Genomic DNA, 26,236 nt, shown 5'->3' on the forward strand with positions numbered 1-26,236 from the left:
TAGGCTTTCCTCGTGACCCGACGTACGAAGATTGTCTGCACACTTGGCCCTGCGACTGCCTCTGGCGACCGCGTACGTGAGCTCGTCGAGAGCGGGATGGACGTAGCGCGACTGAACTTCAGTCACGGTGATCATTCCGATCACGAGGACAACTATCGGCGGGTGCGTGCGGCGTCCGAGGCGACGGGGCGTGCGGTCGGCATCCTGGCCGACCTGCAGGGCCCGAAGATTCGTCTGGGCCGGTTCGTCGAGGGGAAGACGTACTGGGAGACCGGGGAGCAGATCCGGATCACGGTCGAGGACTGCGAGGGCACCCACGACCGCGTCTCGACCACGTACAAGCAGCTCGCGCAGGACGCGCAGCCCGGGGACCGGTTACTCGTCGACGACGGCAAGGTCGGCCTGGTGGTCGAGGCCGTCGAGGGCGACGACGTGGTGTGCCGGGTCACCGAGGGCGGTCCGGTGTCCAACAACAAGGGTGTGTCGCTGCCCGGGATGAACGTGTCGGTGCCGGCGATGTCCGAGAAGGACATCGAGGACCTCGAGTTTGCGTTGTCCCTGGGTGTCGATTTCATCGCGTTGTCGTTCGTGCGTTCGCCGGCGGATGTCGAGTTGGTGCACGCGGTGATGGATCGTGTCGGCCGTCGTGTCCCGGTGATCGCGAAGCTCGAGAAGCCCGAGGCCATCGAGAACCTCGAGGCGGTCGTGCTGGCGTTCGATGCGGTGATGGTGGCGCGCGGCGACCTGGGTGTGGAGTTGCCGCTCGAGCAGGTGCCGTTGGTGCAGAAGCGGGCGATCCAGATCGCGCGGGAGAACGCGAAGCCGGTGATCGTGGCGACGCAGATGCTCGAATCGATGATCGAGAACTCGCGGCCCACCCGTGCCGAGGCGTCGGATGTGGCGAACGCGGTGCTCGACGGCGCGGACGCGGTGATGCTCTCGGGTGAGACGTCGGTGGGTAAGTACGTGATGGAGACGGTGCAGACGATGGCCCGGATCCTCCAGGCCGTCGAGACCGATCCGGCGCGGGTGCCGCCGCTGACGCACGTGCCGCGGACCAAGCGTGGTGTCATCTCCTACGGTGCCCGTGATATCGGTGAGCGTCTGGATGCGAAGGCGCTGGTGGCGTTCACGCAGTCGGGGGACACGGTCCGCCGGTTGGCGCGGTTGCATTCGCCGCTTCCGTTGCTGGCGTTCACGCCGCTCGAGGCGGTGCGCCGCCAGTTGGCGTTGTCGTGGGGTACCGAGACGTTCCTGGTGGAGGCCGTGGCCTCGACCGATCAGATGTTCACGCAGGTCGACCACGCGCTGCTCTCGCTCGGTCGCTACAACAAGGGTGACCTCGTGGTCATCGTCGCCGGTTCCCCGCCCGGCACAGTAGGCTCGACCAACCTGATCCACGTGCACCGGATCGGGGAGGAAGACCACTAGAAGGGGGCAACTCGGGTGACCGACGCGGGGGCAGGATTACGTCCGACGAGATCCGCCGATCTGGACACGCTGTTGGCGTTGCTGGATCTCGAGCAGATCGGAGAGGACTCCTACCTCGGTCGGCATCCCGAGCAGGTCGGCAGCCGCACGTTCGGCGGCCAGCTGGTGTCGCAGGCGTTGGTCGCGGCAGGGCGGACGGTCGACGGAGACCGCCCGATCCACGCGATCAACGCCCACTTCATCCGCGGCGGTGACGTCAAGGCGCCGATCGAGTACCGCGTCGACCGTCATCGCGACGGGAGAGCCTTCGCGAACCGTCAGGTGACCGCATACCAGGACGGCAACGTGCTGTTCTCGATGTTCGCCGCGTTCCAGGACGGGGGCACGGGCCTCGAACACAGCGTCGACATCCCCGACGTCGCCGGTCCGGAGGCTCTGCCCTCGATCGGGGACCACCTCGTCGGATACGAGGACCGGCTGCAGATGTTCGTCGACGCGCTCAAGCCGATGGAGATGCGATACGCCAACGACCCGACGTGGGTGCTCAAGGGCACCGGCGAACGGCTCAACCACAACCGGGTGTGGATCCGCGCCGACGGGGAGTTGCCGGACGATCCGTGGGTGCACACCGCGGCGCTGGCGTACTCGTCGGACACCACCGTGTTGGACTCGATCCTCACCACCCACGGGCTGTCGTGGGGTCTGGACCGTATCGTCGCCGCGACGGTCAATCATTCGATCTGGTTCCATCGTCCGTTCCGGTTCGACCAGTGGGCGCTGTACGCGACCGAATCGCCGGTAGCGGCCGGATCCCGGGGCCTGGCGACCGGCCGCTTCTTCGCGCAGGACGGTCAGTTGATCGCAACTGTGGTGCAGGAAGGCGTCATTCGGCACTTTCCGGCCCGGCGCTGAGCCCGGTTCGGCCATGATCCTCCTCGGCAATCGCGGGGGCGGATAGAATTCTGGTTCTCGATTCACGGCACGCCATCCCTGATGGGGGAGCCTCATGCGAAACGAATCGATCGACTGGAACAACGAAGTCGTGGCCAGTCTGCTGTGGACGTCGAGGGCGTTCGCGATCGCACTGGTCTGTTTCGTGGTGATCGGTGCCCTGCTCGCGCGGCACACCAGATGGGGTCGGCAGTTCTGGCGAATCACCGGACGCTACTTCTCGACGCGGGACAGCTGGCGACCGTGGTCGCTGATCGTGGTGTTGCTGTTCCTGACGATCCTGGGCGTCCGGCTGATGGTGCTGCTCTCGTATCAGAGCAACGAGATGTACACGTCGCTGCAGTTGATCGCGCAGGGCCTCGAGGCCGGCGACCCGGCCATGCTCGACGACGCGAAATCGATGTTCTGGCGCTCGATCGTGGTGTTCACCGTGCTCGCGACGGTGCACGTGGTGCGGTCGCTGCTGGCCCAGTACATGGCACAGGCGCTCGAGATTCTGTGGCGCGCGTGGCTCACCGATCGGGTCACCACCGATTGGCTGGGCGGTCGCGCGTACTACCGCGGACGGTTCATCGACCGGTCCATCGACAACCCGGACCAGCGGATCGAAGCCGACATCACCGAGGTGGCCACCACGTCGCAGACCCTGTCGATGGGCATGGTGAGTTCGGCGGTGACGGTGGTGTCGTTCACCGGGATCCTGTGGAACCTCTCCGGCCCGATGGAGATCCTCGGGGTCGAGATTCCGCGGGCGATGGTCGTGCTCGTCTACGTCTACATCCTGACCGCCACCGTGATCGCCTTCTGGATCGGCAGGCCGCTGATCGCCCTGAGTTTCCTGAAGGAACGGTTGACCGCGAACTTCCGCTACGCCCTCGTCCGTCTGCGTGACAGCGCCGAGAACGTCGCCTTCTACCGCGGGGAGGGTGTCGAGAAACGGGGCCTGCTCGGCCGGTTCGCCGGGGTGATCGCCAACGCGTGGCAGATCGTATTCCGGACCCTCAAGTTCAACGGGTTCAACCTCGGTGTCAGCCAGGTCTCCGTCGTGTTCCCGATCGTCATCCAGGCCCCACGGTTCATTGCCGGGACCGTCACCCTCGGCGACATCACCCAGAGTGCACAGGCGTTCGGTCAGGTGTCGGACGCCCTGTCGTTCTTCCGCCAGTCGTATGACGTGTTCGCCGGGTATCGGGCCAGCCTGATCCGGCTCAACGGATTGCTCGACGCCGACGAGAAGTCCCGGCAGCTGCCGGCACTGCGCACCGAGGGCCACGACGGCTCGGTGGAGTTGGACGGGGTGTCGGTCCGCACACCCGACGGACGACTGCTGATCGACGGTCTGGACGTGCACCTCGAGCCGGGCGAGGCGTTGCTCGTGAAGGGCCCGTCGGGCAGCGGCAAGACGACGTTGCTGCGTGCCCTCGCGGAGATGTGGCCGTTCGTCGACGGCCGGGTGCGCCGCCCGGTCGGCCAGGGTGCGCTGTTCCTGTCCCAGTTGCCCTACCTTCCGCTCGGCGATCTGCGCAGCGCTGTCGCGTATCCGGCGACCCCGGACGACCTGACCGAGGAACGGATCGTCGAGGCCCTGAGGTCCGTCCAGCTCGGCAACCTCGTCGGCCGTCTGGACGAGGAGGCGGACTGGGCGAAGATCCTGTCGCCGGGCGAGCAACAGCGCATTGCCTTCGCCCGCATCGTGTTGATTCGCCCGCAGGTCGCTTTCCTCGACGAGGCGACATCGGCGGTCGACGAGGGGCTCGAATTCGCGCTGTACCACCTGATCCGGGAGCACGTACCGGACTGCATGCTCGTGAGTGTCAGCCACCGGAGCACCGTCGACCAGCACCACACCCGGCAGCTCGAGCTGCTCGGCGACGGACCCTGGCGACTGTCGGCGGTGACGGTGAACTGACCGCCGCGGCCGCCGACGGCCGCGGGTGATACGGTCCGTTCGTGCTTATCGAGGTCGACAGACTCTAGCCGCCGAGCCCGGCGGCCAACTTCGTGTGCGCTGCGCATCCACGCGCACGAGTCGGCCATTCTTCGTGCCTCGGACCGCCCGGTGGCGGTTCCCCGGCCCGTGGCTCGGATTCTCGATCGCCCGCTCCGGCCGGTCGGTGTGCCCCGTGCACCCAGAGCCGCCGGGTCTGCCGCGGCGATCACCATCGGAGACAGTCAGCCACGCGGCGATCCGTGCGCGGTCGTGGCCGTCCCCGTCCCGGTCTGTGGAGCAGTGCAGATCCGGCGGGCGGCCATGCCGATCGGATTGCCTTGCATGCAAGGAGTCAGAACATGTCAACGTCCATGAAACCCGCGATCACCTTGCGAGACCTCACCTTCGAGTGGCCGGACGGATCGGTCGCGCTCTCCGCACTGTCCGGGACCTTCGGCTCCGGCCGGACCGGACTGGTCGGCGACAACGGGGCCGGGAAGTCGACGCTGCTGAAGGTGATCGCCGGCGTGCTCACACCCACGTCCGGACACGTCACCACGTCGGGCGACGTCGGTTATCTTCCACAGACCCTCACGCTCGGTCGGCAGACGACGATCGCCGCACTCCTCGGAATCGCCGACAAGCTTGCCGCGATCCGTGCGATCGAGGCCGGAGAGATCGACGACACCCACTTCGATGCCGTCGGCGACGATTGGGACGTCGAGGCACGCGCCGCGAAGGCGCTCGGCGAGATCGGCTTCTCCGCAGTCGACCTCGATCGGCGTGTCGGACAGATCTCCGGTGGTGAAGCCATGCTCGTTGCGATCACCGGGCTACGTCTTCGCCGGACATCGATCACCATGCTCGACGAGCCCACCAACAACCTCGACATCTCGACCCGCGCGAAATTCGCCGAGCTGATCGACACCTGGCCCGGGGCGCTCCTCGTCGTGAGTCACGACGTGGATCTTCTGGAGCGTATGGACGACACTGCCGAGCTCCATGGGGGACGGGTCACCGTCTTCGGCGGGCCCTACAGCGCCTGGCGCGAGCATCTCGATCGTGAGCAGGCCGCGGCGGTTCAAGCAGCCCGATCGGCGGAGCAGGCACTCGAGGTCGAGAAGCGGCAACGGGTGGAGGCCGAGACGAAGCTCGCGCGCCGCGAGCGGACCGCCCGGACCACCCAACAGAGCGGGGGCATCCCGAAGATCCTGGCGGGAAACCGCGCGAGCAAGGCGCAGGCATCGGCCGGCGCCATGCGCACCGGACTGGACGCGAAGGTGCAGGCAGCCCGAGCGGCAGTCGACGTGGCCGCCGCTCGTGTCCGGGAGGAGGAACACATCCACCTCGAGTTGCCGGACCCGGATGTGCCGCGCAGTCGCCGGATCACCGAACTTCGCGGGACGAATCGCACTGTCCTGGTGCAGGGTCCGGAACGGGTCGCGATCACCGGGCCCAACGGTGTCGGCAAGACGACCCTGCTCGAGGGGCTGGTGCACGGTAGGCCCGCAGGACCGGGTGACGTGGGCGGGACCTTGTTCACGGACCGCGTCGGGTACCTCCCTCAGCGTCTCGACGGGCTCGACGACGACGCCAGTGCCCTCGACAACATCCAGGCGGCGGCGCCCGGGATGCCTCCGGGAGCCATCCGTAACCAGCTGGCCCGCTTGCTTGTTCGAGGTGACAGCGTCGACCGTCCGGTGTCCACCCTCTCCGGCGGAGAGCGCTTCCGGGTCTCGTTGGCGAAGCTCCTCCTGTCCGATCCGCCGGCGCAACTGCTCGTCCTCGACGAACCGACCAACAACCTCGACATCCGCAGCGTCGATCAGCTCGTCGACGCGCTGCGCGATTATCGAGGTGCCGTTCTCGTCGTCAGTCACGACACGGCGTTTCTCCGGCGTCTGAAACTCGACAGAGTCCTCCAACTGGACCGTGGTGGGGCGTTCCACGACCTGGCGATCGAGGATCGGGAAGGGAACCGACCCGAGTGAGCGCAGGACGGGGCTCCTTCACGCTGGCGGCGTGAAGGAGCCCCGTCCTCGGTGGAAGCGCTCAGGCTCACAGGTACTGGCCGCACGACGGCCACGCGCCACTGCCCTGGCTCGCCAGTACGCTCTCGGCGACCCGGATCTGCTCCTCGCGCGAATTGTGGTGTGGCATACCGGAGCCACCGTTGGCGTTCCAGGTCCCGGCGCTGAACTGCAGGCCGCCGTAGTAGCCGTTGCCGGTGTTCGCGTTCCAGTTGCCGCCGCTCTCGCATTGTGCGACGGCGTCCCAGTCGCCGGAGGCGGCGTTGGCGGTGCCGGCGCCCATCGCCAGTGGTGCGGCGATCAGTGCCGTGGCGGCGGCAACGGTGCCGAGTGTGCGCTTGACGGTGATGTCAGCCATGAATGATGTCCTCTCCGTGGTGGATGGCGAGGGTCCCGGGAGCCCGTCGGTGGGCGCCGGAAGCGATTCCCTCGCTTCTGCCCTGGAAGGTCTTCGAAGTCCGGTCCCGCGGGGGCAGCGATTCGAGTAGCGGGACGGCGGTGGCTCGTTCGTGTCGAGCCGTTGACGACGCTAGGACGGATCGGTGTCGGCGTCACCCGTCGATTTTTCGGTACGACCGTCCATGACGGCGTTCGGGGTTCGTCGGAATCGGGAGGTCGGCGGGCGGAACGGGTCCGTTTCCCAGTTTGGACTACAGTCCAAACAGTGATCAGGGTCACCGCCTGAACCGTGACGTGCATCACTGCCGAGGCGGTACCAAGCGCACACACGACCAGAAACTGTGCGCCCGTTGTGAATTGCGCAACGGTGCCGATCCGGCACAAACAGCCGGATCACATCGGCTGAAATGCGGCTGCGATGGCTTCGGTGGACAACGGCACCACTCCGATCGAGCGGGCGTCGGCGAGGCGATCCGGTGTGATCTGGGACGTCGCATCGGAGGCGAGAACGGTCCGGTAGTCGTGAGCGCTCGCGTCGAACAGTGTGGCCCGCGGGCAGTTCGGAAGATTGCAGCCGGCGACGACGACGGTATCGACACCGAGTTGGGACAGGTGCTCGTTCAATCGGGTCCGGTGGAAGGCGCTCCAGCGTGGCTTCCACATCACCGACTCGGACGGGCCGACCGACTGGAACACGCCCTCGACGAGGAGTTTCGGATCGAGTGGCGAGGCGTCGGCGGGAAGGAGTCCGGGGACCACTTGCGAGCCGGCGGTGCCGGGCCGGGCGACGGGAGCGTCGTCACGCGTGATGGCCGTCCGGCGCACGAGGTCGACGTCGTTGCCGTCGTAGATCCTGACGACGTGCACGATCGGTCGCGCGGCCCGGCGGTACACGTCGACGAGGTGGGCGAGTGCGGGGAGCACTGCTGTGGTCCCCGGAACCGGGAGCGGACCGTCGTCCATGAAGTCGTTCTGCATGTCGATCACCACGAGTGCTGACGAATCGAGGTGTGGGCGAACGTGTTCGTCGAGGGCCGCCGTCGTATCCGTCATACCGTCGAACATAGCGAAGCGCCCCTCTCCCGGAGTGAACTACTCCCTGGAAGTTGGACTGGCCAAGTGAGATCGTAACGGGGCTATGCGGCAAGGGCCTGAGCCCGGTATTCAACCGGGCTCAGGCCCTTCAGCGTTGAGTGGCTTCGTTCGGTGTTGAACCATGCGATGTAGTCATCGATCGCGACGGTGAGAGTGTCGACAGTGAGGAACGTGGTGTTGCAGTAGAGCTCGTCCTTCAAATGCCCGAAGAAGCTCTCCATGACCGCGTTGTCGAGGCAGTTGCCCTTGCGCGACATCGACTGGATCGCACGCCCCTTCAGTAGTCGCCGCCAGGAAACATGCTGATACTGGAATCCTTGATCGGAGTGGACGATCGGCTTCTGCCCTCGGTGCCTGGTCTTCAACGCCCGGCGCAGCGACGTGTTCGTCAACGCGAGATTCGGGGAAGTTCCGTGCGCGTGACCGATGATCTGCCGATCGAACAGATCCATCACCGTCGAGAGGTAGACCTTCTGCTCGCCGACACGAAACTCCGTCACGTCGGTGACCCACTTCTGGCTCGTCCCCGTGGTCGTGAAGTCGCGCCTCAACAAGTTCGGGGCGATCTTGCCGGCCTCGCCCTTGAACGAGACATAGCGTTTGCGACGGATCGCGCAACGGAGCCCGAGTGTATTCATCAGCTTCAGGACGGTCTTCTTCGACAGAACCCAGTCCTCGCGGCGCAGCCGCTGGTGGATGCGGCGATGCCCGTAGCGGCCGCCGTGCCGGTCGAAGATCTGCCGGATCGCGGTCTTGAGCTCCGCGTGCTTGTCCGGCTCGGACAGCCTGGCTTGGTGGTAGAAGAACGTCGACCGCGCAAGACCGGCGATCTTCAGCAACGTGGTGAGGGAATGGACGGCCTCGAGGGCAACGACGGCGTTCACCTTGTCCGTCGTTTCTCCTCCATCAAGGCCCGCGATTTTCCCAGGTACGCGTTCTCCGCCCGGAGATACTCGACCTCACGGCGAAGACGGTCCAGCTCCGTCTCCTCGCCCGTGACCGTGCTCTTGGCTGGTCGCCCCTTCGGCTTCGGCCGCAACGCATCTTCGCCGTGAGCGCGATACTCCCGAACCCACCTACGCAGCAGGACAGGCGAAGACAACCCGCCTTCCTCCGCCAGCTCCGCGAGTGTCTCGCCCGCGAGGAACCGCTGCACAAGGTCCAGTTTCAGTTCGAACGGATACACAGCAGGCGTTGCCCTCTTCGACACCAGCACTCCTCTGCCTCGGACCCGCCACCGCTGGTGCAACCTACGAATCGGATCGCGGGGTACCTCCAACGACGTCGCTACGGCCCTCGAAGCCGCACCTTTCTCGAACAACGCTACTGCTGCGATGCGCTGCTCTTGCGTCAGCGAACTTCGTCTATCCAAAACACTGACCCCCGGGAGTCGGAACTGATTTCTCAGTCCAACTCCCGGGGGTCAGTTCAGAGGGGGGGAGAGGGGCGCTCGATCGCCGAGGGTTCGTCAGACGGAGACGATCACCGACGAGCCGTGGCCGAACAGGCCCTGGTTCGCGGTGATGCCCACGCGCGCGCCCTCGACTTGGCGACCCGCGGCCTGGCCGCGGAGCTGCCAGGTGAGCTCGCAGACCTGCGCGAGTGCCTGTGCCGGAACGGCTTCGCCGAAGCAGGCGAGGCCGCCGGACGGGTTGACGGGGATGCGGCCACCGATCGAGGTGTCACCGGCGCGCAGCAGGTGTTCGGCCTCACCGCGCTTGCACAGCCCGAGGTCCTCGATCCAGTCGAGTTCGACGGAGGTCGCGAGGTCGTAGACCTCCGCGACGTCGACGTCCTCGGGGGAGATGCCGGCCTCTTCGTAGGCGGCGTCGCCGATCGACTCCTTGAAGGTGCGCTCCGGTGCGGGGACCGCGGATGCCGACTCGGTGGAGAAGTTCGGCATGTCCATGATCGTCTGCGGGAACGTCGGCGTGACCGTCGAGATCGCCTTGATGCGAACCGGATCCACGATGCCCTTCTTGCGGGCGTACTCCATCGACGTCAGGATGATCGCCGCACCGCCGTCGGAGGTGGCGCAGATGTCGAGCAGGTGGAGCGGATCCGCGACCATCGGCGAGGCGAGAACGTCGGCCGCCGCAACTTCCTTGCGGTAGCGCGCGTACGGGTTGTTCAGGCCGTGCTTGGCGTTCTTGACCTTGACCGCAGCGAAGTCTTCGGGCGTCGCGCCGTACAGGTCGATGCGGCGACGTGCGTTGAGCGCGAAGTACGCCGGATTCGTCATGCCCATCAGGCGGAAACGCAGCCAGTCCGGGTCGTCCCAGCGCTCGCCGGCGACCGGGGCCAGGAAGCCCTTCGGAGTGGTGTCGGCGCCGACCACGAGGGCGACGTCGGACAGGCCGGCCAGGATCCGGGCGCGGGCGGTGTCGAGGGCCTGGGCGCCCGTCGCGCACGCAGCGTACGACGTGGCGACGCGAGCGCCGTTCCAGCCGAGGGCCTGTGCGAACGTGGCGCCGGCGACGTAGCCGCCGTAGCCGTTGCGGACCGTCTCGCCTCCGACGATCAGGTCGACGTCCTGCCAGTCCACGCCGGAGTCGGCGAGGGCGGCACGAGCGGCGGCGACACCGTACTTGACGAACGAGTGGCCCCACTTGCCCCACGCGTGCATGCCGACACCGAGGACGGCCACATCGTTGTTGCTCATGCCTGTGCTCCGTTCTCTGCCGCCGCGACCGGCTTCCAACGCCAGATGCTGCGGTCGCCCGTGTCGTCCGTGTAGAGAGTCTCGACGACCAGCTCGACCGGATTGCCCACCTTGAGGTCTGCGACGCCGAACCCGTCGGCCACCTGGCCGAGCACGACGAGGCCCTCGGGCAGTTCGACGGCCGCGAGTGCGAACGGCACGTAGGGATCGGTGGCAGCGATGTACGGGGCCGGCGGCTTGTACTGTGCGTCGGTGTACGACCACACCGTGCCGAAACGAGACAGCTCGACGTCGTCGAACTCTTCGCCGGAGCACGCCGGGTTCTTGCAGAAGGTGGTCTCCCGCGGGAACGAAATCGTGCCGCAGGACCGGCACTTGGTGCCGATCAGGGCCGGCTCCGGCCCGGTGGTGAACCAGCCCTCTACGGCCGGTGTGGCGGTGTCGCTCATGCAAACCTCATCTGCTTGTCGAGCCTGATCGGCCGGTCTGGTCGGCGACCGGCATCGGAACGGGTTGCAGTATTGCATGAGTTAACTGATTCGCGATGTGCGATCCCATCCACCGGACGGCCGTCCGGATCGGTCGAGCGCGCGACGGTCTGATTCCGTCGTCGGTGTCCGTCCAGCGAGACTCGGCGAGCGGGAAATCGCAGCTCGAATCCGAACAAACGACCAAAAGCGACACGTGTGTTCGGGGGAGTCGCGTGAAGCTGCTCGGCAGGCGGCTGGCCTGGGCCGACACGGACGCGAACTCGAAGTGTCGAAGTCCGTCACTGTCGGGCGACCGACCGTTATCGTGATTCCGACTCGTCGGAGGTGCGCTGTGCCCAGAGTGACTGTCAGGCCTGAGGATCGGGTGATCAGACTGCGAGATGGTCGGTCGATGGGATTCGCCGACTACGGTCCCGCAGATGGCTTCGTCGTGGTCAATGCCCACGGTGGACTGTCGTGCCGACTCGACATCCGGGCGGCCGCGCCCGTTGCCGAGGCGGCCGGGATCCGGCTCATCTCACCGGATCGGCCCGGGATCGGCCTGTCGGACCCCAGTCCGGGGCGCACCGTCCTCGACTGGGCCTCGGACGTGGAGGAGTTGGCCGACCGCCTCGGCATCGAACGCATGGGCGTACTCGGATGGTCGATGGGCGGCCAGTATGCCGCGGCACTCGGCTACGCCTTGGCGTCGCGGATCAACCGGGTGGCGATTGTCGCGGGTGCACTGCCGCTGACCGAGGACGGCACCTTCGCACGCCTGACGCCCATGGATCGATGGTGTACCCGGATGTCCCAGCGATGTCCGTGGTTGGCCGCCGCCTGGTTCCGCTCGCTGTCGGTGATGGCCCGGTCCATGCCGAAACAGTTCGCGCGGATCTCCGCCCGGACCCTCGCCCCCGCCGACGCCGAGGTCGTGCACGGCGAACTGCAGGCGTTCGCCGCGATGGCCGGTGAGGGCCTGCGCATCCCGGCCGGTGTGGTCGAGGACTACCGGGCGTGGGCGCGTCCGTGGGGATTTGCGCCGGAGGAACTCGAAGTGCCCGTCGACGTGTGGTGGGGAGACGCGGACAGGCTCATCCCCAAGGAGTGGCCGACGGAATTGGCCACCCGAATTCCCAAGTCCACCTTGAACATCGGAACCGGCGGCCACTTCATGGCGCACCTCCACTACCGTGCCATCCTCGACTCGTTGGCAGAGTCGGCGTGACCGGGTCGACTTCGGGTACTCGATCGGACCTGCCGGTCACGGCCGTTCGGCGCGCGTGGCGATGTCGTCGAGGTCCTGCGTCATCACCTTCGCCGTGACCCGCATGCCGAGCCGGCCGAACAGCAGCGTCATCAGCCGGGTGAACGACGACGGATTGTCCGGCCGGGCGCCGAACGTCATAGTCAGGTCGGTTCGGCCTTCGCGCTCTTCGAGTTCGAAGGTGGTCCGGTAGGCGGTGCCTGACGAGCGTGCCTCGACGACAGTGCGTCGCGGCGGGTCGACCTCGGAGACCCACATCTCCTCGGTGGCCTCCTTGCCCATCATGCGCCGCGTCTCGCGCCAGCGTGTGCCCACGTCGTAGTCGGTTCCCGCGACCCGTTCGATGCGTGACACACCGGTCAATGTGTCGGCGGCGTGATCGATATCGGTCAGAACCTTCCACACCACTTCAGGTGTCGCGTCGATCTCGCGGCTCAGTCGGATCTCATTCGGCGGCACAGGAAACCTCCAGGATCAGTGCTGGTCGGTTCCCAGTTTACGAGGCCGCGGGGGAGCAGATCAGCGGCGATACGCGGCCGCTCGGTTGACCCACCGCCTCGTGCGCGGATCCCCGAGGAGCACTCCGGGGACGACGGGCAAGGTGGCCGCGGCGATGACGGCAGTGGTGTAGTCGCCCGCCACTGCGTCGCCGACGATGACGATCGCACCGAAAGCGAGGTAGGCCAGCGCAGCGAACAGGGCGGGCTCGCGGTCCGGGGTTCGCAGTAGCCGCACGAGGACGATCACCGCCGCCACGGCGCAGAGTTCGAGACAGGCGAAGGTCCACCCGGGCGCATCGGCCGCTTCGACCAAGTGTCGTCCTAGCGTCCCGGCGCAGGCGACGGCCAGAACGACGGCCACGATCCGGTTCAGCCACATGACGTCTTGCTATCAGATCGGCCGGGGACGAGTGCGCGGCGACACGAGCTCGGCGGCGGTGTCGACCATTGCGCCACTCGGCATTCCGCGTGGGCGGCCGAATGACCTACCGGTCGGGTTCCTGGGCTTTCCAGGCTTCCGGGGCGTCGCGCACTCGCGGGGAAGATCCGCCGACAGCGGGTTCGGTCGGTGGTCGTTCTCGGTGCCCTCGGTGAGACTCGAACTCACACTGCACGGGTTTTGAATCCGTTTCCTCTGCCAATTGGGATACGAGGGCGTCTTGCGGGTTCCTACTCTAGAAGATCGCGGGCTTCAGTCAAACCACCGGTACCCTCGAATCGTTCGCGCCCCGATCCGCGGGCGCCGACTCGAGGAGATTGGTGACTATGAACGCTCCCGCCACGCAGGGCACCGAACGACAGCCGCGGCGTGTGGTGGTGGCGGAAGACGAGGCGTTGATCAGGCTCGATCTGGTGGAGATGCTCCGCGAGGAGGGCTACGACGTCGTCGGTGAGGCCGGTGACGGTCAGCGTGCCGTCGAGTTGGCGGAGGAACTGCGGCCGGATCTGGTGATCATGGACGTGAAGATGCCGCGCCGCGACGGGATCGATGCCGCTTCGGAGATCGCCGCGAAACGAATTGCCCCCGTGGTCATCCTGACGGCGTTCAGTCAGCGCGAACTGGTCGAGCGGGCGCGTGACGCGGGGGCCATGGCGTACCTCGTCAAGCCGTTCTCGAAGGCGGACCTGGTACCTGCGGTCGAGTTGGCGGCGAGTCGATTCACCGAAATCTCCTTGCTCGAGCGGGAGGTCGCCAACCTGTCGGACCGGCTCGAGACCCGCAAGGTGATCGAACGTGCCAAGGGCATGCTCATGCAGTCCCAGGGGCTGTCCGAGCCCGAGGCCTTCAAGTGGATCCAGCGTGCCGCCATGGATCGTCGGACGACGATGAAGGCCGTCGCCGAGGTGGTTCTCGACACGCTGGGCGCCGACGCCGCGGGCGATTGAGGACCCTCTGACGGTGCTGTGAGCTCACCGGCCGGACGACGCGCGGGTACGAAGGACGTCGCTGTCGGCCCGGCTCCCTAGACTGGTCAACCGTGAGCCCCGCATCCACGTCCTCGTCCACTGCCTCCGCCACCCCCGACGCGTCCGGCACGGAGCGGCCGACGCTGCTGCTGCTCGACGGGCACTCGCTCGCCTACCGCGCCTTCTTCGCGCTGCCCGCCGAGAATTTCAAGACGCAGAGTGGGCAGACCACCAATGCGGTCTACGGGTTCACGTCGATGCTGATCAACCTTCTGCGCGACGAGCAGCCGACGCACGTCGCGGCCGCGTTCGACGTCTCGCGGCAGACGTTCCGCGCGGAGGCCTTCCCCGAGTACAAGGCGAACCGCAGCAAGACCCCGGACGAGTTCAAGGGTCAGGTCGAGATCACCAAGGACGTCCTCGGCGCGATGGGCATCCCGGTGATGGCGATCGAGGGCTTCGAAGCTGACGACATCATCGCGACACTCACCACCCAGGCCACCGCGCTCGGCTACCGCGTGCTGGTCGTGACCGGCGACCGCGATGCGTTGCAATTGGTGACCGACGACGTCACCGTTCTGTACCCCCGCAAGGGTGTCTCGGATCTCACCCGCTTCACTCCCGACGCGGTCGAGGAGAAGTACGGGCTCACCCCGCAGCAGTACCCGGACTACGCGGCCCTGCGCGGCGACCCGAGCGACAACCTCCCGGGCATCCCGGGCGTCGGGGAGAAGACCGCCGCGAAGTGGATCCGCGAGTACGGATCGTTCGAGAATCTCGTCGACAAGGTCGACCAGGTCAAGGGCAAGGTGGGCGAGTCGCTGCGGGCCAACCTGCCGGCCGTGGTCCTCAACCGTCAGCTCACCGAGATGGTGCGCGACGTGACGCTGCCCTACACGCCGGACCAGTTGGCGCTGGCGCCGTGGGACCGTGAACGCATCCACGCGCTGTTCGACGACCTCGAGTTCAAGGTGCTGCGCGACCGACTGTTCGCGACGCTGGCGTCGGCCGAGCCGGAGGCCGAGGAGGGCTTCGAGGTTCGTGGTCGCGCACTGGCTCCCGGCGAGGTGACCGGCTGGATCGCGGACCACGCGTCGACCTGCGAGCGGCACGGGTTGTCCGTCGTCGGCTCGGGTACACCCTACGGGGGAGATGTCACCGCGATCGCGATCGCGGCCTCCGACGGTGAGGGTGCGTACATTGCGGCCGCCACGGTGACGCCGGAGGACGAGGCGGCGCTCGTCGCGTGGCTGGCCGACCCTGCGCAGCCCAAGGCCCTGCACGAGGCGAAGCGCGCGATTCACGCCCTGTGGGGTCGTGGGTGGACGCTGGCGGGCCTGACCAGTGACACCGCGCTGGCCGCGTACCTTGTTCGCCCCGGGCAGCGCAGTTTCAACCTCGACGATCTGTCACTGCGCTACCTCAAGCGGGAACTTCGGGTGGAAGAGTCGGGGCAGCAACAGCTTTCGCTGCTCGATGACGAAGAGGCGGCGGACGCCGAGGCTGCCGAAGGCGAGATTCTCCGTGCCCGCGCCGTCGTCGATCTCGCGGCGGCCTTGGACACCGAGCTCGCGGACATCGAGGGCACCGGACTCCTTGCCGACATGGAGCTCCCACTGCTCGCGGTGCTGGCAGAGCTCGAGGCGACGGGCATCGCCGTCGACACGGCACACCTGCACGACCTGCAGAGCACGTTCGCCGCCCGGGTTGCCGAGGCGGCCGACGCGGCATACGAGGTGATCGGCAAGCAGATCAACCTGGGCTCGCCCAAACAGCTCCAGGTGGTGCTCTTCGACGAGCTCGAGATGCCGAAGACGAAGAAGACCAAGACCGGCTACACCACCGACGCCGACGCGCTGCAGTCGCTGTTCGAGAAGACTCAGCACCCGTTCCTCGAGCACCTGCTCGCACACCGCGACGCGACGCGTCTCAAGGTCACCGTCGACGGTCTGCTCAAGACCGTCGCGGACGACGGCCGGATCCACACCACGTTCAACCAGACCGTGGCCGCGACCGGTCGACTGTCGTCGACGGAGCCCAACCTGCAGAACATTCCCGTTCGGACCGACGCGGGCCGGCAGATCCGCGACGGCTTCGTCGTCGGTGACGGCTTCGAGACGTTGCTCACCGCCGACTACAGCCAGATCGAGATGCGCATCATGGCGCACCTGTCCCGCGACGAGGGCCTGATCGAGGCGTTCAACACGGGCGAGGACCTGCACAGCTTCGTCGGTGCCCGGGCCTTCGGCGTGCCGATCGAGGAGGTCACGCCGGAGCTGCGTCGCCGAGTCAAGGCGATGTCGTACGGCCTGGCGTACGGTCTGAGCGCGTTCGGCCTCGCCGCGCAGCTCAAGATCTCCACCGACGAGGCCAAGCAGCAGATGGACGCGTACTTCGCGCGGTTCGGCGGCGTCCGCGACTACCTGCACGAGGTGGTCGAGCAGGCCCGCAAGGTCGGCTACACCGAGACCCTGTTCGGGCGTCGGCGCTACCTCCCCGACCTCAACAGCGACAACCGTCAGCGCCGTGAGGTGGCCGAGCGGGCCGCACTCAACGCACCCATTCAGGGCACCGCGGCCGACATCATCAAGGTCGCGATGATCGACGTCCAGCGTTCGCTGCAGGAAGCCGGGCTCGCGTCCCGGATGCTGCTGCAGGTGCACGACGAACTCGTTCTCGAGGTCGCCGCCGGCGAGCGCGAGCGCGTGGAGGAGTTGGTGCGGGAGAAGATGGCGTCGGCCATCGAACTGTCGGTGCCGCTCGAGGTGTCGGTCGGCACCGGACGAAGCTGGGACGCCGCGGCGCACTGATGTGCGCCGGTCGGCGTCCCAGAGATTGCTGCGTCAGGTGCCGGTCAGTTGCCGGACGGCGCCTGCGCGGCGATCTGCTTGCGCACCTCGTCCATGTCGAGGGCCTTGACCTGGGTAATCAGGTCTTCGAGCGCGGCGGGAGGAAGGGCGCCGGCCTGATTGAACACCAGCACGCCCTCACGGAACGCCATGATCGTCGGGATCGAACGGATCCCGGCGCCGGCGGCGAACTCCTGCTCCGCTTCGGTGTCGACCTTGCCGTGCACGACATCGGCGTGCTTCTCGGCGGAAGCCTCGAACGTGGGCGCGAAGGAGCGGCACGGCCCGCACCACGAAGCCCAGAAGTCGACGAGAACGATGTCGTTGTCGTCGACGATCTGCTTGAAGTTCTGCTGGGTCAGAGTCTGGGTAGCCACAGGGGTCCTTCCGAGGGTGTCGTCGGGGAGTCGTCAGGATGATCGGCCCGTTGGCCCGTTCAACACTCCCGTTCTGCGAATTCTTCCGCATCCGGCGGGCGCGAGATCGCGTGCGGCGTCGAATCAGGGCCGCCGTGTGATCAGCCACTCACGTCTGGCGTCGGAATCCCACCGCCGGATGCCGTCCGACCGGCCGACGACGTCACGGCTGCCGGCCCTCGTCACCACGACCGCCGTGCCGAGATCCGTCGCCTGGAGCCGCCGCGACAGCGTCACGTGCGGCGTCCACTCGCCCGGAACGATGTGCGAGGGCACCCCCTCACAATCGACCATCAGTTCGTAGACGATCCTCTGGAGAGTCAGCAGCTCGGTGGTGGGCACTACCAGCCGGGCGAGGGTGAGCCGGCGACCGCCGAACACCACGACGCCGCCGAGGCGCAGGGACAGCGGGGCCGACGGCAGTTCGCGGACCAGCGCGACCTCGACGTCGGGGGGAACATGGTGCGCGACACCGAGCGTGACGTGCGGCCGGTTGGAGTCGGCGGTGATGCGGTCCTGGCTCGGCAGGCGCGCGGACGAGAGCCGGCGCCACTCGGCTCGTACGGTCGCGTCGACATCGCGGTCGAGAAGCAACTCCACGGACTGGACCATCGTGAGTAATGATTGCCTGATGGGGAGCGTGAGTACAGGAGATTTGCCGAAAGCGCGGATCGGCCTGCTGCAGGGCGACGGCATCGGACGCGAGATAGTGCCGGCCACCCGGGACGTCGTCGACGCCGCCGTGGCCGCGGCGGGGCTCGCCGAGGTGGACTGGGTGCCGCTCCCGATCGGGTACGACGCGATCGCCACCCACGGGTCGCCGACGCCCGAGAGCACCCTCGTCGCGCTTGCCGAACTCGATTCGTGGATCCTCGGCCCACACGACAGCGCGTCGTATCCCGAGCCGTTCCAGATGCAGCTGACCCCCGGCGGGATGATCCGCAAACGATTCGACCTTTACGCGAACATCCGGCCGGCGCGCGCCCTGCCGGGTGTGCGAGCGGTGTCCCCGCGCATGGACCTGGTCATCGTCCGGGAGAACACCGAAGGCTTCTACGCCGACCGCAACATGTTCGCCGGCAGCGGTGAGTTCATGCCCACCCCGGACGTCGCAATGGCGGTCGCGGTCGTCACCCGGCAGGCGTGCGAACGGATCGCGCACTCCGCCTTCGATCTCGCGCGCCGCCGCCGCAAGCGAGTGACGGTGGTGCACAAGGCCAATGTGCTCTCGACCACCACCGGCCTGTTCCGGGACGTCTGCCGGGAGGTGGCCGAGCACTATCCGGACGTCCGACTCGACGACGAGCACGTCGACGCGATGGCCGCATACCTGGTGCGCTGCGGTGAAGAGTACGACGTCGTCGTCACCGAGAACATGTTCGGGGACATTCTGTCCGATCTGGCCGCAGAGCTGTCCGGGTCGCTGGGCACGGCGGCGTCGATCAACGCGTCGGGATCGAAGGCCATGGCGCAGGCGGCGCACGGCGCGGCCCCGGACATCTCCGGACACAACCGCGCGAACCCGACGGCCTTGATGCTGTCGGCGGCGATGCTGCTCGACTGGCTGGCCTCGACTGGACACGACCAGAGGTTCGCCGCCGCATCCGCACGGATCCGCAACGGCGTCGAACGCACCGTCGAAGCGGGGGTGGCCACCGCGGATCTGGGCGGGCTCGCGTCGACGAGCGAGTTCACGGAATCGGTGATCGCACGGGTGATTCGGCGATGACCATGATCAACTTCCGTGGTGGGCCGTCGAGACAGTAGGGTTTCGGGGTCCAAACGGCCGGAGATGGGAGGAATGACCGATGTTCGGACGAGTGGCCGCCGCCACCGGCGGTCGGCGAACACGGTCGTTCCGGATTGTCGTCGGGGCGCTGCTGGTGTCGATCGCGATGACGGTCACGGGCTGCGTGACGAACAACGAGGGGCTCGTTCCGGTGCTGCCGCCGATCGAGGTCCCGCGTGTCGACGCGATCGCCGATCAGTTGCCGCCCGCGATCGCCGCGTCCGGGCGCCTCCGGGTCGGTAGCAATCCGCCGTACGCGCCCAACGAGTTCAAGGACGAGAACGGGGCGATCGTCGGATTCGACGTCGATCTCCTCGAGGCTGTCGGAGCGGTTCTCGGACTGACCCTCGACGTCAAGGAGACCGACTTCGACAAGATCATCCCCGCCGTGCAGGCCGGAACTCTGGACGTCGGCATGTCGTCGTTCACCGACACCCTCGAACGCGAGAAGTCCGTGGACTTCGTCACCTACTACAGCGCCGGCGTGCAGTGGGCGCAACGGGCGGGCGACGACGTCGACCCCGACAATGCCTGCGGGCTGCGTGTGGGCGTGCAGACGACCACCATCGAGGACATCGAGGAAGTTCCGGCCAAGAGTGAGGCGTGTGTCGCCGCCGGTGAACCGCCGATCCGGAAGGTCAAGTACGACAGCCAGGACGATGCCGCGAATGCGTTGATCCTCGGTCGCGTCGATGCCCTGTCGGCCGATTCGCCGGTGACTGCGTACGCGATCAAGCGCAGCAACGGGCGCCTCGTGACGGCCGGCGGCATATACGACGCGAGCCCCTACGGGTGGGTGATCGCGAAGGGCTCGCCCCTCGGGCCCGTGCTGCAGCAGGCAGTGCAGTACCTCATCGACGGTGGCCAGTACCGCGCGATAGCCGAAGCGTGGGGAGTCGAAGCGGGGATCATCGAAACCTCGGTCATCAACGGCGCAACGCAGTGAGCACGGGAGAGGGAACAGCCATGCCAGCCAACGAGAGCCGGCCACCGGACGTGGCGGCCTCCGAACCGGAGCCGATCAAGGCGGTCCCACTGCGGCATCCCTGGCGCTGGGTCGGGGCGATCGTGGTGCTGGGGCTGCTCGGGCTGTTCGTCTACGGCGCCGCCACCAACGAAGCGTTCCACTGGGACGTCTACGGCCAGTACCTCTTCGACAAGAGGATCACCGCGGCCGCATGGAAGACGATTCAGCTCACGGTGCTGGCGATGACGATCGCGATCGTGCTCGGCGTACTCCTCGCAGTCATGCGGCTGTCGCCCAACCCCGTCCTACGATCCGCCGCCTGGGTGTATCTGTGGGTGTTCCGCGGTACGCCCGTCTATGTCCAGTTGGTGCTGTGGGGGTTGTTCCCGGTCATCTACCAGACGATCGATCTCGGCGTCCCGTTCGGGCCCCAGTTCGTGCACATCGACATCAAGACACTCGAAGCGGCCTTCACGTTCGCGGTGATCGGCCTGGCCCTGAACGAGGCCGCGTACATGGCCGAGATCGTCCGCGCGGGTGTCGGGTCGGTGAGCGAAGGCCAGACCGAGGCATCGACTGCGCTCGGCATGTCGTGGGCGCAGACCATGCGCCGCACCGTGCTGCCGCAGGCGATGCGCGTCATCATCCCGCCGACGGGGAACGAGCTCATCAGCATGCTCAAGACCACGTCACTCGTCGTGGCCGTGCCCTACAGCGGTGAACTGTACGGCCGTGCCCGGGACATCTCCGGCGCCAACTTCTACCCGGTGCCACTCCTGCTGGTCGCGTCCACTTGGTACCTGGCGATCACGAGCGTCCTGATGATCGGTCAGTACTACATCGAGCGGCACTACTCGAAGGGCGCGTCACGAACCCTCACCGCCGGACAGTTGCAGGCTCTCGCCAAGGCGCAGCGGAATGACGAAGAGGGTGCAGTGTGACGACACCGATGGTCCGCGCCGAGCGCGTGTGCAAGAACTACGGCGCGCTGCAGGTGTTGCGGGGAATCACCCTCGAGATCCAACGAGGGCAGGTGCTGTGCCTGATCGGCCCGTCCGGATCCGGGAAGTCCACGTTCCTGCGCTGCATCAACCACCTCGAGCGCGTCGATGCGGGACGGCTGTACGTCGACGGTGAGCTCGTTGGCTACGCCGAACGCGGCGGCAAGCTCCACGAACTGAGCCCCCGCGCGGCCGCCCGCCAGCGTCGCGACATCGGCATGGTGTTCCAGCACTTCAATCTGTTCCCGCACCGCACCGCCCTCGAGAACATCATCGAGGCGCCGATGCAGGTGAAGAAGGTGCCCCGGGCCGAGGCGGTCGCGCGGGCTCGCGACCTGCTCGACCGGGTGGGGCTCGCGGAGAAGGCCGACGCCTACCCGGCGCAGCTGTCGGGTGGGCAGCAGCAGCGCGTCGCCATCGCGCGGGCGCTCGCGATGGACCCCAAGCTCATGCTCTTCGACGAGCCCACGTCGGCGCTCGATCCCGAACTCGTCGGCGAGGTACTCGGAGTCATGAAGCAGCTCGCGAAGGACGGCATGACGATGGTCGTCGTCACCCACGAGATGGGATTCGCTCGCGAGGTCGCCGACCAGCTGGTGTTCATGGACGGCGGTGTGGTGGTCGAGGCCGGCGAGCCGAGGCAGCTGCTGGGGAACCCGCAGCAGGAACGGACCAAGGCCTTCCTGTCGAAGCTTCTGTGAACCGTGCGCCCGTCAGTGCGGTCTGCGGGTGACGAAGATGGCCGTGCCGGGGAACAGTTGCCCGCGCAGCGGGCTCCACTGACCCCACTCGCGGTCGAGCCACTCGGGCCACTCGGGTTCGACGATGTCGCGCACCTCGAGGCCCGCCGCCACGGCCTCGCGAACCCGGTCACCGATCGTGCGGTGATGCTCGACATAGGTGGGCACCCCCTCGTCGTCGACCTCCACGTACGGCGTGCGATCGAAGTAGGGGAGCGCGGCGGTGAGTCCGCGCGGGCCCGGATCGTCGGGGAAGATCCAGCGGATCGGGTGGTTCACCGCGAACACCCACAGGCCACCCGGACGCAGCACCCGCGCGACCTCGGACATCACCCGTGCCGAGTCCGCGACGAACGGCACCGCACCGAACGCCGAGCACGCGATGTCGAAGCTCGCGTCACGGAACGGGAGGGACTCGGCGCCGGCCTGGATCAGCGGAACGGATGGACCACCCTGTTCCATCGCGGCGACGCCGCGCGCGAGCATCCCCATCGAGATGTCGAGCCCGACGACGTCCGCGCCCTGCCCGGCGAGCCACCGCGAGCACGGCGCCGACCCGCATCCGACCTCGAGAATGCGCTTGCCGGCGACGTCGCCGAGCAGGTGGACGTCTCCCTCGTGCAGCCCCTCCGGGCACCACATGAACTCACCGGCCGCGGAATCCACGCCGAGGAACTCGCCGTGGGTGCGGTGGTAGTCGTCGGCGTCGGCGTCCCACCACGCGCGGCTCGCGCGTTCGCTGGCCTCCGTGCCGATCCGGGAGCGGGTCACTCCGCTGGTACCGAGGGTGGAAATGGCGGCGGCATGGCGATCGTCGGACATGGGTATCAAGCGTAGAGACCCGTCCTCCGCTCCGAACCGCCAGGTGAATCGGCCGGGTGATGTCAGAGTTTGCCCAGCTAGCTCTAGGTCGCGTACCCTGTTGCTCGCGAGTGTCTTCGGCGCACGCCCGGCCGGTTGCAGATTGGCTGGACGGGTTGCGCAGAGGCCTCGTGGGGGACTGGAAGTCGGGTCGATTTCGGCGCTCTGCCGGAATCTACGGCATGCCGGTCCACCTGTCTGACAGAACACCATCAACCGACTATCAACCCGTCCGGAGCAACTCAACACATGCCCTCCAACACCGTGACCTCGCCGCAGGTAGCCGTCAACGACATCGGCTCCGCCGAGGACTTCCTCGCCGCCATCGACGCAACGATCAAGTACTTCAACGATGGCGACATCGTCGAAGGCACCATCGTCAAGGTCGACCGCGACGAGGTCCTGCTCGACATCGGTTACAAGACCGAAGGCGTCATCCCTTCCCGCGAGCTCTCCATCAAGCACGACGTCGACCCCAACGAGGTCGTCTCCGTGGGCGATGAGGTCGAAGCCCTGGTCCTCACCAAGGAGGACAAGGAAGGTCGACTGATCCTGTCGAAGAAGCGCGCTCAGTACGAGCGTGCCTGGGGCACCATCGAGGAGCTCAAGGAGAAGGACGAGGCCGTCAAGGGCACCGTCATCGAGGTCGTCAAGGGTGGCCTCATCCTCGACATCGGTCTCCGTGGCTTCCTGCCCGCGTCGCTCGTCGAGATGCGTCGTGTCCGCGATCTGCAGCCGTACGTCGGCAAGGAGATCGAGGCCAAGATCATCGAGCTCGACAAGAACCGCAACAACGTGGTCCTGTCGCGTCGCGCATGGCTCGAGCAGACCCAGTCCGAGGTCCGCAGCGAGTTCCTGCACCAGCTTCAGAAGGGCCAGGTCCGCAAGGGCGTCGTGTCCTCCATCGTCAACTTCGGTGCCTTCGTGGACCTGGGTGGCGTCGACGGCCTGGTGCACGTCTCCGAGCTGTCCTGGAAGCACATCGATCACCCGTCCGAGGTTGTCGAGGTCGGCAACGAGGTCACCGTCGAGGTTCTCGACGTCGACCTGGACCGCGAGCGCGTCTCCCTGTCGCTGAAGGCGACCCAGGAAGATCCGTGGCGCCAGTTCGCCCGCACCCACGCCATCGGCCAGATCGTGCCCGGCAAGGTCACCAAGCTGGTTCCGTTCGGCGCGTTCGTTCGCGTCGAGGAGGGCATCGAGGGCCTGGTGCACATCTCCGAGCTGGCCGAGCGCCACGTGGAGGTTCCGGACCAGGTTGTCGGCGTCGGCGACGATGCGCTCGTCAAGGTCATCGACATCGACCTGGAGCGTCGCCGCATCTCGCTGTCGCTGAAGCAGGCGAACGAGGACTACAACGCCGAGTTCGATCCGTCCAAGTACGGCATGGCCGACTCGTACGACGAGCAGGGCAACTACATCTTCCCCGAGGGCTTCGATCCCGAGACCAACGAATGGCTCGAGGGCTTCGACAAGCAGCGTGAGGAGTGGGAGTCCCGCTACGCAGAGGCTGAGCGTCGCCACAAGATGCACACCGCTCAGATGGAGAAGATGGCTGCCGACGAGGCTGCCGAGGCTGCTGCCGGCGCTTCCGGCACCAACTACTCCTCCGAGTCGGGTGCCGACGAGGGTGCTGCTGCGTCCACCGAGTCCGCTGGTGGCTCGCTGGCCAGCGATGCGCAGCTCGCCGCTCTGCGCGAGAAGCTGTCGGGCAACGCCTGATGACACCGGCCTGATTGCTCAGGCCTGATCTACCGAGAGACCCCGGCCCTCGTGGCCGGGGTCTCTCGCGTCTGCGGTGCCGGGCCCTGAACAGGTCCGGACATACGACAGTGGCCCGATCCGCTATGGATCGGGCCACTGTCGTATGTCGTACGCGGTGTGTCGTACGCGGTCGGTCAGTTCGCCGCGGCAGGCACCCATCGGGTCGGCATGGTCGCCGTGCGCTTCCGGATCGATGCGAAGCTGTGGCGGGCGGGCGTGAGCACACTGGTGAACCAGTTGCGGCGATGTTCCGCGAGTGCAGTGGCCACCTCGGGGATGAGGATGGCGTGGACGCCGTTGTCCATGCCCAGACGGTGCCGACCGGGACGGGTGGGATTGCTGCTCATGAGCTTCTCCTACTCGGATCGCGAATCGGCTGGTCGGACGGCTGTTTCAAGGCTATCCGACCAGGTCGCGGAACTCCGACATTTGGCCGCTTGATGATCTTCGGCGTGTTTAGTGCGACACTGGTCGGCGTGTTGAGAGTGGGCCTCACCGGAGGCATCGGAGCCGGTAAATCGACCGTGTCGAAGGTCCTCGCGGAGCTGGGTGCGGTCATCGTCGACGCGGACCTGATCGCGCGGGAGGTCGTCGAGCCGGGCACGCCCGGTCTCGCGGCGCTGGTCGACGCCTTCGGTGACGGCATCCTGCACCCCGACGGTTCGCTGAACCGCCCGGCGTTGGCCGAGCGGGCGTTCGGCAGCGAAGAGTCGCGACTGCTCCTGAACTCGATCCTGCATCCCCGTATCGGTGCCCGCACCGCGGAACTGGTCGACGGCGCAGCGGCCGACGGCATCGTCGTGCAGGACATCCCGTTGCTCGTCGAGGGCCGGATGGGGCCGGCGTTCAACCTGGTCGTCATCGTGTACGTCGACGAGGCGGAACGGGTTCGGCGGCTGGTCGAACTGCGGGGGATGCCCGAGGCCGACGCGAGGTCGCGGATCGCGGCACAGGCGTCGGACGACCAGCGTCGCGCCGCCGCCGATGTCTGGCTCGACAACAGTGGCGCCCCGGAGCTGATCGAGGCGCAGGCCCGTGCGCTGTTCGAGGACCGGTTGGTGCCCTTCGAGCAGAACGTGCGTACCCGGACGGTGGTGTCGGTCCCGGCGGTCCTGCGTCCGGCCGACCCGGCGTGGTCCGCGCAGGGGCAGCGATTGGTGGCGCGCCTGCAACTCGTGTGCGGCGATCGAGCGATCCGCGTCGACCACGTCGGTTCCACCGCGGTCGAGGGTCTCGATGCCCGGGATCTGATCGACGTGCAGATCACGGTTCCTGACCTCGCGACGGCGGATTCGTTGGCCGAGTCGTTGGAGGAGGCGGGGTACCCCCGTATCGGCGAGGTCACGCGTGACGATCCGAAGCCCGCCTACGGTGTCGGCGGTGAGGCCGATCCGGCGCTGTGGGACAAGCGAACCCACGGCGGCGCGGATCCGGGCCGCCCGGTCCGGATCGACCTCCGGGTCGACGGGTGGCCCGGTCAGCGATTCGCTCTGCTGCTCCGCGACTGGTTGCGGGACGACCCGCAAGCGCGTGCGGAGTTTCTCGAGGTGAAGCAGACGGCGGCGGCGACGGCCGCCGAGAACGTCCACGAGAACGACGCCGCGGTCGCATATTCGGAGGCGATGGCACCGTGGTTCGACAAGGGCTACCAGCGGGCCTGGGCGTGGGCGGAGCGCACCGGGTGGTCGCCCGCCGGCTGACCGGGCC

25 protein-coding genes and 1 tRNA gene are annotated in these 26,236 nt (G+C 67.1%); 13 read left to right on the top strand and 13 right to left on the bottom strand.

Going from position 1 to position 26,236, the window contains the following annotated elements; genetic code table 11:
- Positions 1–12 precede the first annotated feature (12 nt).
- The 4 genes from pyk to AC1RIF_RS24395 all read left to right on the top strand — a co-directional run bounded on the left by pyk (position 13) and on the right by AC1RIF_RS24395 (position 6,303).
- On the top strand, positions 13–1,431 hold the full coding sequence (pyk, locus tag AC1RIF_RS24380) for a pyruvate kinase (protein ID WP_492603952.1): 1,419 nt from the start codon (positions 13–15) through the stop codon (positions 1,429–1,431).
- A gap of 15 nt (positions 1,432–1,446) precedes the next feature.
- Positions 1,447–2,343, top strand: a complete 897-nt coding sequence (locus AC1RIF_RS24385; protein ID WP_492603953.1) for an acyl-CoA thioesterase II — start codon at positions 1,447–1,449, stop codon at positions 2,341–2,343.
- A gap of 94 nt (positions 2,344–2,437) precedes the next feature.
- On the top strand, positions 2,438–4,291 hold the full coding sequence (locus tag AC1RIF_RS24390) for an ABC transporter ATP-binding protein/permease (RefSeq protein ID WP_492603954.1): 1,854 nt from the start codon (positions 2,438–2,440) through the stop codon (positions 4,289–4,291).
- A 380-nt stretch (positions 4,292–4,671) separates the two neighbouring features.
- On the top strand, positions 4,672–6,303 hold the full coding sequence (locus tag AC1RIF_RS24395; RefSeq protein ID WP_492603955.1) for an ABC-F family ATP-binding cassette domain-containing protein: 1,632 nt from the start codon (positions 4,672–4,674) through the stop codon (positions 6,301–6,303).
- A gap of 67 nt (positions 6,304–6,370) precedes the next feature.
- Here the strand turns inward: AC1RIF_RS24395 and AC1RIF_RS24400 are convergent, their stop codons facing one another.
- From AC1RIF_RS24400 to AC1RIF_RS24425, 6 genes are all read right to left on the bottom strand, one after another.
- Positions 6,371–6,700: a transglycosylase family protein gene (locus AC1RIF_RS24400; protein ID WP_492603956.1), complete on the bottom strand. Its 330-nt coding sequence runs from the start codon at positions 6,698–6,700 to the stop codon at positions 6,371–6,373.
- Between the two features lie 434 nt (positions 6,701–7,134).
- Positions 7,135–7,794, bottom strand: coding sequence for a cysteine hydrolase family protein (locus tag AC1RIF_RS24405; RefSeq protein ID WP_492603957.1), 660 nt, complete (start codon positions 7,792–7,794; stop codon positions 7,135–7,137).
- 83 nt (positions 7,795–7,877) lie between these two features.
- Positions 7,878–8,720, bottom strand: a complete 843-nt coding sequence (locus AC1RIF_RS24410) for an IS3 family transposase (RefSeq protein ID WP_492603958.1) — start codon at positions 8,718–8,720, stop codon at positions 7,878–7,880.
- Positions 8,717–9,046, bottom strand: coding sequence for a helix-turn-helix domain-containing protein (locus tag AC1RIF_RS24415; RefSeq protein ID WP_492603959.1), 330 nt, complete (start codon positions 9,044–9,046; stop codon positions 8,717–8,719). Before AC1RIF_RS24415 ends, AC1RIF_RS24410 begins: the two co-directional genes overlap by 4 nt.
- A gap of 258 nt (positions 9,047–9,304) precedes the next feature.
- Positions 9,305–10,498, bottom strand: coding sequence for a lipid-transfer protein (locus AC1RIF_RS24420; RefSeq protein ID WP_492603960.1), 1,194 nt, complete (start codon positions 10,496–10,498; stop codon positions 9,305–9,307).
- A complete protein-coding gene (locus tag AC1RIF_RS24425) occupies positions 10,495–10,947 on the bottom strand; it encodes a Zn-ribbon domain-containing OB-fold protein (protein WP_492603961.1) in 453 nt (150 codons plus the stop codon). The genes AC1RIF_RS24420 and AC1RIF_RS24425 overlap by 4 nt, the downstream gene beginning before the upstream one ends.
- 433 nt (positions 10,948–11,380) lie before the next feature.
- Here AC1RIF_RS24425 and AC1RIF_RS24430 point away from each other — a divergent pair, with 433 nt between their 5' ends.
- Positions 11,381–12,196: an alpha/beta fold hydrolase gene (locus AC1RIF_RS24430; protein ID WP_492603962.1), complete on the top strand. Its 816-nt coding sequence runs from the start codon at positions 11,381–11,383 to the stop codon at positions 12,194–12,196.
- Positions 12,197–12,232: 36 nt separating this feature from the next.
- On the opposite strand, the gene AC1RIF_RS24435 is transcribed toward AC1RIF_RS24430, so the two are convergent.
- The 3 genes from AC1RIF_RS24435 to AC1RIF_RS24445 form a co-directional block, all read right to left on the bottom strand.
- Positions 12,233–12,694, bottom strand: a complete 462-nt coding sequence (locus tag AC1RIF_RS24435; protein ID WP_492603963.1) for an SRPBCC family protein — start codon at positions 12,692–12,694, stop codon at positions 12,233–12,235.
- A gap of 60 nt (positions 12,695–12,754) precedes the next feature.
- Positions 12,755–13,114, bottom strand: coding sequence for a hypothetical protein (locus tag AC1RIF_RS24440; RefSeq protein WP_492603964.1), 360 nt, complete (start codon positions 13,112–13,114; stop codon positions 12,755–12,757).
- A 203-nt stretch (positions 13,115–13,317) separates the two neighbouring features.
- Positions 13,318–13,391 (bottom strand) — tRNA-Leu (locus AC1RIF_RS24445).
- Positions 13,392–13,500: 109 nt separating this feature from the next.
- Between AC1RIF_RS24445 and AC1RIF_RS24450 the strand changes: the two genes are divergently transcribed.
- Both AC1RIF_RS24450 and polA read left to right on the top strand, forming a co-directional pair.
- Complete coding sequence (locus tag AC1RIF_RS24450) at positions 13,501–14,121, top strand: ANTAR domain-containing response regulator (RefSeq protein WP_492603965.1); 621 nt, start codon at positions 13,501–13,503, stop codon at positions 14,119–14,121.
- A 92-nt stretch (positions 14,122–14,213) separates the two neighbouring features.
- Entirely contained in the window at positions 14,214–16,952 is a 2,739-nt protein-coding gene (gene polA / locus AC1RIF_RS24455) for a DNA polymerase I (protein ID WP_492603966.1), read from the top strand.
- A gap of 44 nt (positions 16,953–16,996) precedes the next feature.
- On the opposite strand, the gene trxA is transcribed toward polA, so the two are convergent.
- Both trxA and AC1RIF_RS24465 read right to left on the bottom strand, forming a co-directional pair.
- On the bottom strand, positions 16,997–17,368 hold the full coding sequence (gene trxA / locus AC1RIF_RS24460) for a thioredoxin (protein WP_492603967.1): 372 nt from the start codon (positions 17,366–17,368) through the stop codon (positions 16,997–16,999).
- A 123-nt stretch (positions 17,369–17,491) separates the two neighbouring features.
- Complete coding sequence (locus tag AC1RIF_RS24465) at positions 17,492–18,019, bottom strand: 2'-5' RNA ligase family protein (protein WP_492603968.1); 528 nt, start codon at positions 18,017–18,019, stop codon at positions 17,492–17,494.
- Positions 18,020–18,038: 19 nt separating this feature from the next.
- On the opposite strand from AC1RIF_RS24465, the gene AC1RIF_RS24470 reads away from it, so the two are divergent.
- The 4 genes from AC1RIF_RS24470 (at position 18,039) to AC1RIF_RS24485 (ending at position 21,865) form a co-directional block, all read left to right on the top strand.
- A complete protein-coding gene (locus AC1RIF_RS24470) occupies positions 18,039–19,136 on the top strand; it encodes an isocitrate/isopropylmalate dehydrogenase family protein (protein ID WP_492603969.1) in 1,098 nt (365 codons plus the stop codon).
- A gap of 166 nt (positions 19,137–19,302) precedes the next feature.
- Positions 19,303–20,142, top strand: coding sequence for an ABC transporter substrate-binding protein (locus AC1RIF_RS24475; RefSeq protein WP_492604018.1), 840 nt, complete (start codon positions 19,303–19,305; stop codon positions 20,140–20,142).
- Positions 20,143–20,162: 20 nt separating this feature from the next.
- A complete protein-coding gene (locus AC1RIF_RS24480) occupies positions 20,163–21,104 on the top strand; it encodes an amino acid ABC transporter permease (RefSeq protein ID WP_492603970.1) in 942 nt (313 codons plus the stop codon).
- 8 nt (positions 21,105–21,112) lie between these two features.
- On the top strand, positions 21,113–21,865 hold the full coding sequence (locus AC1RIF_RS24485; protein ID WP_492604019.1) for an amino acid ABC transporter ATP-binding protein: 753 nt from the start codon (positions 21,113–21,115) through the stop codon (positions 21,863–21,865).
- A gap of 12 nt (positions 21,866–21,877) precedes the next feature.
- On the opposite strand, the gene AC1RIF_RS24490 is transcribed toward AC1RIF_RS24485, so the two are convergent.
- Positions 21,878–22,726: a class I SAM-dependent methyltransferase gene (locus tag AC1RIF_RS24490; RefSeq protein ID WP_492603971.1), complete on the bottom strand. Its 849-nt coding sequence runs from the start codon at positions 22,724–22,726 to the stop codon at positions 21,878–21,880.
- 288 nt (positions 22,727–23,014) lie between these two features.
- Between AC1RIF_RS24490 and rpsA the strand changes: the two genes are divergently transcribed.
- Positions 23,015–24,487, top strand: coding sequence for a 30S ribosomal protein S1 (gene rpsA, locus AC1RIF_RS24495; RefSeq protein WP_492603972.1), 1,473 nt, complete (start codon positions 23,015–23,017; stop codon positions 24,485–24,487).
- Positions 24,488–24,663: 176 nt separating this feature from the next.
- On the opposite strand, the gene AC1RIF_RS24500 is transcribed toward rpsA, so the two are convergent.
- The gene (locus AC1RIF_RS24500; RefSeq protein ID WP_492603973.1) at positions 24,664–24,876 is read right to left on the bottom strand and encodes a hypothetical protein; all 213 of its coding nucleotides are present in this window, start codon (positions 24,874–24,876) and stop codon (positions 24,664–24,666) included.
- A gap of 129 nt (positions 24,877–25,005) precedes the next feature.
- Here AC1RIF_RS24500 and coaE point away from each other — a divergent pair, with 129 nt between their 5' ends.
- Positions 25,006–26,229 carry a dephospho-CoA kinase gene (coaE, locus tag AC1RIF_RS24505; protein ID WP_492603974.1) on the top strand — a complete coding sequence of 408 codons (1,224 nt, stop codon included), beginning with the start codon at positions 25,006–25,008 and terminating at the stop codon, positions 26,227–26,229.
- The last annotated feature ends 7 nt before the right edge of the window (positions 26,230–26,236 follow it).

The organism is Prescottella sp. GW823-FHT02E09 (genome assembly GCF_058797375.1).